Genomic DNA, 7,242 nt, shown 5'->3' with positions numbered 1-7,242 from the left:
AGGTTGACTAATCGTAAGAAGAGGCTGGGACAAAACAACTCACCTCAAAAATGAAAAACCTCGAAAATTTTACGATTAGTAAAATCTTCGAGGCTTTGTTTTTTTAGTCTACTGTAGTCATTTTTCTCCGCTACGGCGGACGCTTTCCGCGGGAGTCGCTGCCTTCGCTCTGAATAACTATTGAAACACTACTATTTCAATTAAATCTATTCATAATTTTAGGCATAAAAAAAGGACATCTTCTGATGAAATTTAAGTACCCCTACAAAAATTAACACAGAGCTATGATTTACCGTCAACGCAAAGTTGACGTGGAGTCGGTTTTCGGATTCTTGAAAGCTAATTAAGGTTTCACACGATTTTCTGTCCGTGGAAAATCGAAAGCTGAGAACGAAATCGGCCTTGCATTAATGGCCGTAGATTTAAGAAAATATGCGGTACGAGGATAATCCTTCACTACATATTGTCAAAATCAAACGCAAAGATCGAGATTGCATCATGCAATCTCGATTTTTTACGTGAACTGAAACTATTTATGTCCCAGCCTCTTCAGACTGTCGACAAACTCAAAAAATTTTGAGAGTTTGCCAACAGTCTTTTTTTTTACAATTAAATTAGGTAAAGTAAAGCTGTTGATTTCCAATACGGGCGGATGCTTTCCGCGGGCGGGGTCGAGTTGCTTCCCTCGCTTCGCTCAGTCCAGAATCTCGACTTTCCCGCTTTTCCCGTAGGAATCACCGCTCTTCGTTCCAATCAACTTCTAACTCCATATACCTATGTTGTTTAAAAGTAAACTTTTGAGGTGATTATCAATGATGACGAAGAATCACATCAATGAACGTGAACAATTATGTGAAGGATGAACGCAAAAAGCAGTTGCGTATTCTTTCCATGCAGCGACAGATGAAAAGGGCTTTGCATTAGGTGCATTGTGACTCCGGGAAATGTGCACGATAGCCATATGTTGCAGCCACTTGTTGAAAAGGTTATTCAAATAGTTCAAAAGCCATCGAGAGGGAATTCTCGATGGCTTCTGTCTTTTTTACTTACGATCGTCTTCCCAACAATCCGTATTTTTTAATCCTGGGATTGATTTTGCGTAAAATACAGGATTTTTACCCAATTTACGTTGCTGAGTAAAGTCATCTAACACAAGGAAAGCAATCTTGCCAAGTAACATAATGACCACAATATTGATCATCGCCATCAGACCCATAAATAGATCTGCTAAGTTCCAAACGAGTTGCACCTGTGCTACCGAGCCGAACATCACCATGACAAGCACAAAAATACGATAACCAATCATCCAACCTTTATGAGCATTGAGAAACTCAATATTCGATTCTCCGTAATAGTAATTGCCAATGATGGAACTAAAGGCGAAGAAAATAATCGCAATGGCGATAAAATAAGGCGCCCATCCACCAATATGTTCAGCTAACGAATTTTGAGTGAGGATGATGCCGTTACTTTCACCTGTGTCATAAAGACCCGCCAAAATAATAATGAATGCTGTAGCCGAACAAATAAGGATTGTATCAAAAAATACGCCTAAACTTTGTACAAGACCCTGTTTGGCCGGATGTGAAGTATTGGCAGTTGCAGCTGCGTTAGGTACACTACCCATACCAGCTTCATTCGAAAATAAACCGCGACGTACACCTTGCATGATCGCAACGCCAATTGCTCCGCCAGCTGCCTCTTGAAGGCCAAACGCCTGCGATAAAATTAGCTGAAAGACATGTGGTATTTCCGAGAAATTGGTCACGACAACGTAAAATGCAACAAGTAAATAAAAAACAGCCATCACTGGGACAATTACTTGGGTAAATTTTACAATTCTATGTACGCCACCAAAAATAATCACAGCAGTTAGCAAAACCAAACAGATTCCAATGTAAGAAGGTTTAATCTGAAAAGCTTCTCCGACAGAGGTTGCAATCGTATTAGACTGAACTGCATTAAAGATAAAACCAAAGCTTAGCGTTAAAAGAATACTAAAAATAATGCCTAATTTACGTTGACCTAAAGCTTTTTCCATATAATAGGCAGGGCCACCACGGAAAGTGTTGCCGTCTTTTACCTTGTAAACCTGTGCAAGCGTACTTTCTATAAATGCTGTTGCCATACCTACAATGGCAATAATCCACATCCAAAATACCGCACCTGGTCCACCTACACCAATAGCGAGTGCCACCCCTGTGATATTACCAGTACCAACGCGAGAGGCTGCGCTAATCGTAAAGGCCTGGAATGGAGAAACGCCAGATTCTCCCTCTCTTTTTTCAACTATTAAACGAAACATTTCGCCAAAGAGACGTATTTGCACAAACTTAGTGCCGAATGAAAAATACAAACCTGCTGCTATTAACAATACGATGAGTATATACGTCCATAAAATATCATTCGTTGAGTTAACAATATCTGAAATCCATTGCATCTATCTTCCCCCTTTTTCAGTACGTTTTAGTCTACACTGTTTTTTTGTGAAAAATCAACTTATTGAAAATACTAAAAAATGTTAATAATCAGAATATAATATTACCCTGTCACTTTAAAATGATTGAAACGGAATAAAATGCATCAGGGAGGGTTAATAGAGTCGCTCTATTCAGAACATATTGAAATAGACAACTTCAATATCTTTTTTATTAGTATAAATGTTATTTTTTCTTTCATACCAATGTTAATCATTCTTTATCTAACCCAATTAAACGGTCAATAAGACGTCCACCACAAGTTGGAAGATGACAACGAGGTAGGCGATCAACTGACCTTAAAAGCCGATTGGTTCACCTAACAATCAGAAGCATCGACTGAAGTTTCACTTTATCCTTTTTTTCCTATTTGAAAAAAAGCTGGAGAAAGAGTAGAAAAGTTAAATTCGTGTTTTTTTGGGACGAATTTCTAGTATAATAATTAGATATTTATATGGAGGCGAGTACATGAAAACAATTGGATTAATCGGGGGCATGAGCTGGGAGTCTTCAGCGGAATATTATCGGCTCATCAATGTAAACGTCAAGCAACAACTCGGCGGTTTGCATTCGGCAAAATGTATTTTGTACAGTGTTGATTTTCAAGAAATCGAACATTACCAAGCGGCAGGTGAATGGGAACAAGCTGGGCAAGTGCTTGGGCAAGCGGCACAATATTTAGAGAAGGCGGGAGCCGAGGTCATTGTGATTTGTACGAATACGATGCATAAGGTATGTGAAGTAATTGCGGCGAATATCACGATTCCTATTTTACATATTGCGGATGCAACAGCACTTCAAATTCAACAAGCGAGCTTACAAAAGGTCGCACTACTTGGTACAAAATATACGATGGAGCAAGACTTTTATAAAGCTAGAGTCGAAGGTTTTGGCATTGAGGTATTGATTCCAAATGAAGAGGAGTGCAACGGCGTGAATCGAATCATTTATGAGGAATTATGTTTAGGTGTGATTGAACCTGCTTCAAAAAATTATTATTTACAAGTGATTGAAAAGTTAATAGAAGCTGGAGCGCAGGGCATTATTCTTGGCTGTACCGAGATTGGCTTATTAATTAAGCAGGAAGATGTAGCTGTGCCTGTATTTGATACAACGGTTATCCATGCCCATGCCGCAGTGGCAACGGCGATTCAATCGTAAAAATATCAACGTTTTGACAGATGGATTCCTTGGATACGTTAATCCATAGTCTAGGTTCCACTGAGAATTGTAGTGAATGTAATGGTGAGGTGAGTATATGCGGAAAAAAGTACGAGACATGGGTATGATAATTGGCTCGTTACCAGCAGGGTCGAAAAACTGTATAACAGATGTAGCGGGCGTGCGTGTAGGACATGTAACGCTTGATGAAGAACTGAATCAGGACGGTGCGTATGCATGTACAGGGGTAACAGCCATTTTACCGCACGGAGGAAATCTATTTCAGCAAAAGGTTACCGCTGCAGGCTATGTACTTAATGGCTTTGGCAAGACAACAGGACTTGTACAAATTAATGAACTAGGCGTTCTTGAGTCACCGATTATGCTGACAAATACATTTGGTGTACCTGCTGTAACACAAGGGACTTTGCACTATATGTTAGATACCAATACAGAGATCGGCGATTCGACAGGGACGATTAATATTGTCGTTGGGGAATGCAATGATAGTTACTTGAACTCTATTCGTGCCTGTTCGGTTAAGCCTGCGCATGCGATTGAAGCGATTCGCGTTGCGTCAGAAGCTATAGCACAGGAAGGAGCAGTTGGGGCAGGAAAAGGCATGATATGCTTCGGCTATAAGGGCGGCATCGGCTCATCTTCACGTATTGTGACTGTAGAACAAGAAGAAGTGAATTATACAGTTGGCTGTATGGTGTTAAGTAATTTTGGACATAGTACAGAGTTTTTAGCCGACCGTTACCAGGTCGTGAATGCTCAAAGTGAATCTACCATATCACCAACAGATGGTTCGATTATGATTGTCCTAGCGACGGATGCCCCGCTTAGTAGTCGCCAGCTGTCTCGTATCGTTAAGCGCTGTGGCATTGGTCTTGGACGTACGGGCAGTCATTTCTCACACGGTAGTGGGGATATTGTCATTGGCTTTACAACGGCCCACAAAATCCCACATGCATCGAATCAACATGTAGAAACACGTACGCAGTTGCGTGAGGATCATCCCATTATGAATCAATTATTTACTGCAACGGCAGAAGCGGCAGAAGAAGCCATTTTAAATTCTCTATCACAGGCACAGACAACCACTGGTCGAGATGGCCACGTAGTAGAAGCTTATCATTTTAATGAAAAGTAGTAATGGTAATTAGAAAAGTTATTGAGGCACCTCAATGGGTTTCAATAACTTTTTTATTTTTCATGGCTAGAACTTCATGCGTACAAATAAAGTCTTATAAATGAACAAAGTATTTTGTATAGTCCACAAATTGCATTAAAAATTTCTTTAAATCGTTGTTCACTTCTTGTAAATTACCATATATATTTTGCTCAGCTAAATAATAAGCGTCCGACAAATAAAATAAATGGCCTGTTATCCACTCATTTCTTTCTTCCAACTGTACATAGTCAATTAAACGTGACAGCATGGAAAAAATATCTGATGTGTTGTTGGGTGAAAGGAAATATTTATTCAGCAAAGCAAGTATGATTTTAGAAGGTAAGTCGTTATTGGAACCTCCATAGAACATATGTAATTTAGAACAGACATCAACTAGTTTTTCCTTTGAAGATAATGAAATTTCAATAATTTCATAGGGTGGTTTATCAAGTTGTTCAATTATAGTGTCTGCCCATCTAATTACATCTTGAACAGAATGATATCCTATCGCTAAACCTAATCTATAAACTTCAGCGATAACTTTTATTTCCATAGAATCCTCCTTTTTAAAGCTAGATTCATTCCTAAAATATGTAAAATTATAACTGCTAATTCAAATATAACACGATTTAACAAAATGTTTGTATAAAAATCCCTAAATTTTCATAGAAAGCATTGCATTTCGACTTTCTACGTAGATTTCCAACAAGGGAATAGCCCATTTTGTAAGAAAACAAGAGTATAACCATTTATTTGTAATAATGCTTTTTTTATCTAGTCAACGAATAATCGGTGTGCTAACATTTACATTAAAAATACTGAATTATCCAAAAATGAAACATATACTTAGCTTCCTATTCTGTGGAGAGTTGAGGTGCATGATGATGCTAGGAAAGCTAGTTCGGCCTATTGAGGTACTAAAAATAGCCAATAGTCAACCGTCTCTATCCTTACAGGAGAATAGGGAGCCACTAAGACAAGTTGGGGCGTATCATCCTAGAATTTTTGTCGAGCCGATTTATTATTTACAGCGCATCCCACACAGCCTAAAATCGCTTTATTTGCGTGAGGGTGCGTATGAGCGCTTGATACAAGCTGCTCTTTTATTGCCTGAAAACTATAGCCTCATTTTGTATGACGGCTATCGTTCATTACAGGTGCAACAGTTTTTGTTTACGCAATTTTCGAAGCAAATAAAGAGCCAAAATCCAAATTTCACAGAACAACAGATTTTACAAGAGACGCGAAAGTATGTAGCGTTTCCTAGCTTAGGAAATGAACATCTGGCTCCTCATCTAACAGGGGGGAGCCATTGATATAACACTAGGAGATATAAATGGCAAGGCATTAGATCTTGGTACGGCATTTGATGAAATAAGTGAAAAATCAGCAACGCGCTATTTCGAACAGCATACAGCAGGAAATGTGGAAGCTTGTAAACATCGACGGATACTATATAACTGTATGACAATGACTGGTTTTACGAACTATGCAGAGGAATGGTGGCACTACGACTTTCACAATATAGCTTGGGCAAGACGCGTGGATGCGCAACAAGCCAGTTATGGTGCTATCGAAGCACAAATATATGACAATCAAGTAAAGGAGTATCGATATCTATGAAAGTATATATCAGTGCAGATATTGAAGGAATTACGGGGACAACATCTTGGAGCGAAACGGAGCTCAATGCGCCAGATAATGAGTTTTTTCGCAAGCAAATGACAAAGGAAGTGGAGGCTGCTATCGAAGGAGCGATTCTTGGCGGGGCAACAGAAATTTTACTAAAGGATGCGCATGATTCCGCACGTAATCTGGATATTTCCAACCTACCTGTTAACTGCAAGGTCATTCGTGGTTGGACATATGAACCGATGTGTATGGTCGCTGGGCTTGATAACAGCTTTAACCGTGCCATTTTCATTGGGTATCACAGTAAAGGGGGAAGTGCACGAAATCCATTAGCGCACACGCTTTGTGTCTTTGCTGATGTGAAGATTAATGGCGAATATGCCAGTGAATTTTTAATTAATACGTACGCGGCTGCTCTTCATGGCGTGCCGGTTGCATTTGTCAGTGGAGATGTGGGGCTAACCGAGGAGATTCAAACCATCAATGACAACATCGTTACATTTGCTACGAAGGAAGGGATTGGCAATGCAACGATTAGCGTGAGCCCACAGTTGACCATTAAAGAAACGAAACGTCTAGTAGCAACATCTATGAAAGTGGAGCGAGAGGCGTTACAAGTGACATTACCTGAGCGCTTTGTCGTAGAAATTATTTACCGTGACCATACACGTGCCTATCGTAATTCCTTTTATCCGAATGCAACTTTTAAGCCGCATAATACCGTTGAATTCGTGACGGATGATTATTTTGAAGTGCTTCGCATTTTACAGTTCCTAACATAAGCCAAACAGAATA

The 7,242-nt window shown here is 39.5% G+C and carries 7 protein-coding genes and 2 pseudogenes; 7 read left to right on the top strand and 2 right to left on the bottom strand.

What is annotated here, in order from left to right:
- Positions 1–287 precede the first annotated feature (287 nt).
- Together ACOMCU_RS23850 and ACOMCU_RS23845 are read left to right on the top strand one after the other, a co-directional pair.
- Positions 288–434 (top strand): annotated as a pseudogene (locus tag ACOMCU_RS23850) (transposase); the annotation flags it as partial.
- A gap of 415 nt (positions 435–849) precedes the next feature.
- A pseudogene (locus ACOMCU_RS23845) lies at positions 850–1,009 on the top strand (transposase); the annotation flags it as partial.
- A 33-nt stretch (positions 1,010–1,042) separates the two neighbouring features.
- Here ACOMCU_RS23845 and ACOMCU_RS23840 read toward each other — a convergent pair.
- A complete protein-coding gene (locus ACOMCU_RS23840) occupies positions 1,043–2,440 on the bottom strand; it encodes an alanine/glycine:cation symporter family protein (protein ID WP_010860844.1) in 1,398 nt (465 codons plus the stop codon).
- Between the two features lie 505 nt (positions 2,441–2,945).
- Between ACOMCU_RS23840 and ACOMCU_RS23835 the strand changes: the two genes are divergently transcribed.
- On the top strand, positions 2,946–3,638 hold the full coding sequence (locus tag ACOMCU_RS23835; RefSeq protein ID WP_421051631.1) for an aspartate/glutamate racemase family protein: 693 nt from the start codon (positions 2,946–2,948) through the stop codon (positions 3,636–3,638).
- Positions 3,639–3,735: 97 nt separating this feature from the next.
- Positions 3,736–4,794, top strand: coding sequence for a P1 family peptidase (locus ACOMCU_RS23830; protein ID WP_421051630.1), 1,059 nt, complete (start codon positions 3,736–3,738; stop codon positions 4,792–4,794).
- Between the two features lie 94 nt (positions 4,795–4,888).
- Here the strand turns inward: ACOMCU_RS23830 and ACOMCU_RS23825 are convergent, their stop codons facing one another.
- A complete protein-coding gene (locus ACOMCU_RS23825) occupies positions 4,889–5,368 on the bottom strand; it encodes a hypothetical protein (protein WP_421051628.1) in 480 nt (159 codons plus the stop codon).
- 325 nt (positions 5,369–5,693) lie between these two features.
- Here ACOMCU_RS23825 and ACOMCU_RS23820 point away from each other — a divergent pair, with 325 nt between their 5' ends.
- From ACOMCU_RS23820 to ACOMCU_RS23810, 3 genes are read left to right on the top strand one after another with little or no spacing between them, the layout of a single operon-like run.
- Complete coding sequence (locus ACOMCU_RS23820) at positions 5,694–6,131, top strand: hypothetical protein (protein ID WP_421051627.1); 438 nt, start codon at positions 5,694–5,696, stop codon at positions 6,129–6,131.
- On the top strand, positions 6,127–6,438 hold the full coding sequence (locus ACOMCU_RS23815) for a M15 family metallopeptidase (protein ID WP_421051635.1): 312 nt from the start codon (positions 6,127–6,129) through the stop codon (positions 6,436–6,438). Before ACOMCU_RS23820 ends, ACOMCU_RS23815 begins: the two co-directional genes overlap by 5 nt.
- Entirely contained in the window at positions 6,435–7,229 is a 795-nt protein-coding gene (locus ACOMCU_RS23810) for a M55 family metallopeptidase (RefSeq protein ID WP_010860839.1), read from the top strand. The genes ACOMCU_RS23815 and ACOMCU_RS23810 overlap by 4 nt, the downstream gene beginning before the upstream one ends.
- The last annotated feature ends 13 nt before the right edge of the window (positions 7,230–7,242 follow it).

The sequence above is a fragment of the Lysinibacillus sp. UGB7 genome, from assembly GCF_049058285.1.
Taxonomy (GTDB): domain Bacteria; phylum Bacillota; class Bacilli; order Bacillales_A; family Planococcaceae; genus Lysinibacillus; species Lysinibacillus sphaericus_B.
Note: the sequence above shows the minus strand (reverse complement) of the source record. Positions and strands in the feature narration are given on the sequence as shown.

What these genes read in the sequence shown, in the direction of transcription:
- ACOMCU_RS23825 (WP_421051628.1), bottom strand. Translation starts at nt 5,368, where the DNA reads ATGGAAATAAAAGTTATCGCTGAAGTTTATAGATTAGGTTTAGCGATA.
- ACOMCU_RS23840 (WP_010860844.1), bottom strand. Translation starts at nt 2,440, where the DNA reads ATGCAATGGATTTCAGATATTGTTAACTCAACGAATGATATTTTATGG.
- ACOMCU_RS23810 (WP_010860839.1), top strand. Translation starts at nt 6,435, where the DNA reads ATGAAAGTATATATCAGTGCAGATATTGAAGGAATTACGGGGACAACA.
- ACOMCU_RS23820 (WP_421051627.1), top strand. Translation starts at nt 5,694, where the DNA reads ATGATGATGCTAGGAAAGCTAGTTCGGCCTATTGAGGTACTAAAAATA.
- ACOMCU_RS23830 (WP_421051630.1), top strand. Translation starts at nt 3,736, where the DNA reads ATGCGGAAAAAAGTACGAGACATGGGTATGATAATTGGCTCGTTACCA.
- ACOMCU_RS23835 (WP_421051631.1), top strand. Translation starts at nt 2,946, where the DNA reads ATGAAAACAATTGGATTAATCGGGGGCATGAGCTGGGAGTCTTCAGCG.